2 protein-coding genes are annotated in these 2,224 nt (G+C 69.2%); both read left to right on the forward strand.

Going from position 1 to position 2,224, the window contains the following annotated elements; translation table 11 throughout:
* Positions 1–94: 94 nt before the first annotated feature.
* Positions 95–1,345, forward strand: coding sequence for an IS21 family transposase (gene istA, locus LMU33_RS40665; RefSeq protein ID WP_228627114.1), 1,251 nt, complete (start codon positions 95–97; stop codon positions 1,343–1,345).
* Positions 1,345–2,151: an IS21-like element helper ATPase IstB gene (istB, locus tag LMU33_RS40670; protein ID WP_228627116.1), complete on the forward strand. Its 807-nt coding sequence runs from the start codon at positions 1,345–1,347 to the stop codon at positions 2,149–2,151. Before istA ends, istB begins: the two co-directional genes overlap by 1 nt.
* Positions 2,152–2,224 lie beyond the last annotated feature (73 nt).

A 2,224-nucleotide genomic window follows, 5' to 3' on the forward strand; every position in this document is an offset into this window, starting at 1 on the left:
TTGTCGGCGACGGCTGAAAAGTGGACCAGTAGCGACGCTTGAAAGTTGACCCCCTCCAAGGGGTCTGGCTCGTTGAGCCAGGCCGGGAGGAGTGGTGATCAGCGTGGAGGACTGGGCGGAAATCCGCCGGCTTCACCGGGCCGAGCAGATGCCGGTGCGGGCGATCGCGAGGAAGCTGGGGATCTCGAGGAACACCGTCCGCAGGGCGATCGCGGACGACGCGCCACCGAAGTACCAGCGGGCGCCGAAGGGCTCGATCGTGGACGCGGTCGAGCCGCAGATCCGCGAACTGCTCGAGCAGTGGCCCGAGATGCCGGCGACGGTGATCGCCGAGCGGATCGGCTGGGACCGCGGCCTGACCGTGCTCAAGGACCGCATCCGGGAGTTGCGGCCGGCCTATCGGCCCGCGGATCCGGCCTCACGGACGGTCTATGAGCCAGGCGAGATCGCCCAGTGCGACCTGTGGTTCCCGCCCGCCGACATCCCACTCGGCTTCGGCCAGGTCGGACGGCCACCGGTGCTGGTCATGGTCGCGGGCTACTCGCGGTGGATCACTGCACGGATGCTGCCTTCCCGGTCGGCAGCCGACCTGATCGCCGGGCACTGGCGGCTACTGACCGAGCTGGGAGCCGTCCCCAGGGTGCTGGTCTGGGACAACGAGGGAGCCGTCGGCTCCTGGCGGTCCGGCGGCCCCCAACTCACCGACGAGTTCGCCGCGTTCGCCGGACTGCTGGGCATCAAGTTCCTGCTCTGCAAGCCGCGGGACCCGGAAGCCAAGGGCCTGGTCGAACGGGCCAACGGCTACCTGGAGACGTCGTTTTTGCCCGGGCGGGTGTTCACCTCGCCGGCCGACTTCAACATCCAGCTCGCCGACTGGCTCACGAAGGCCAACCGGCGCATCCACCGCACCTTGCAGGCCCGCCCGTCGGACCGCCTGGAAGCTGATCGCTCCCGCATGCTGGCTCTGCCGCCGATCGCCCCGCCGGGCTGGTGGAAGGCATCCCTGCGGCTGCCCCGGGACCACTATGTCCGCCTCGACACCTGCGACTACTCGGTGCATCCGCTGGCCGTCGGCCGCCGCATCGAAGTCGCCGCCGACCTGGACCAGGTCCTGGTGACCTGCGACGGCGTCGAGGTCGCCCGCCATGCCCGCAGCTGGGCCCGCCACCAGACCATCACCGATCCCGATCACGCGGCGGCTGCCGCGGCAGCACGCAAGGCGGCCGCGGACAGGAAACCAGCGTCAGCGGAGGTCACCGAGGTCGAGGAGCGGTCGCTCGACTCCTACGACCGGATCTTCGGCGTGATCGACGGCGGTCTGAGCACGGGTGAAGGGGCAGCCTGATGAGCACGAAGAACAGCACGAACCAGGCCAGGACCAGCCGCGATGTGACCTCTGAACTCGTCTATCTGACCAAGGCGTTGAAGGCCCCGGCCCTGCGGGATGCGGCAGCCCGGCTGGCCGAGCGGGCCCGCGACGAGGGCTGGAGCCACGAGGAGTATCTCGCCGCCTGCCTGCAGCGAGAGGTCGCCGCCCGCGACTCCCACGGCGCTGAGGGACGCATCCGGGCCGCCCGATTCCCCTCCCGCAAGTCGCTGGAGGACTTCGACTTCGACCACCAGCGGTCCGTGAAACGCGAGGTCATCGCCCATCTGGGGACGCTGGACTTCGTCGTCGGCAAGGAGAACGTCATCTTCCTGGGGCCGCCCGGCACCGGCAAGACCCACCTCGCCACCGGGCTCGGCATCCGGGCCTGCCAGGCCGGCCACCGGGTCGCCTTCGCGACCGCCGCCCAGTGGGTTGCCCGCCTCGCCGAAGCCCATCAAGTGGGCAGACTCAGCGACGAGTTGACCCGCCTGGGACGCATCCCGCTGATCATCGTGGACGAGGTCGGCTACATCCCCTTCGAGCCCGAGGCCGCCAACCTCTTCTTCCAGTTCATCTCGGGCCGCTACGAACGCGCGAGCGTGATCGTCACCAGCAACAAGCCCTTCGGGCGCTGGGGCGAGGTCTTCGGCGACGACACGGTCGCCGCCGCGATGATCGACCGCCTCGTCCATCACGCCGAAGTGATCTCACTCAAGGGCGACAGCTACCGCATGCGCGGCCGCGACCTCGGACGGGTTCCCGCCGCCAACACTGGGGAATGACCAACATCAACTGACGCAGTGGGGGTCACTTTTCACCCGCCGGAACTGGGTCACGATTCACGCGTCGCCGACA

Origin of the sequence: Streptomyces barringtoniae, from assembly GCF_020819595.1 — a bacterium.
GTDB lineage: Bacteria > Actinomycetota > Actinomycetes > Streptomycetales > Streptomycetaceae > Streptomyces > Streptomyces barringtoniae.

What these genes read in the sequence shown, in the direction of transcription:
- istB (WP_228627116.1), top strand. Translation starts at nt 1,345, where the DNA reads ATGAGCACGAAGAACAGCACGAACCAGGCCAGGACCAGCCGCGATGTG.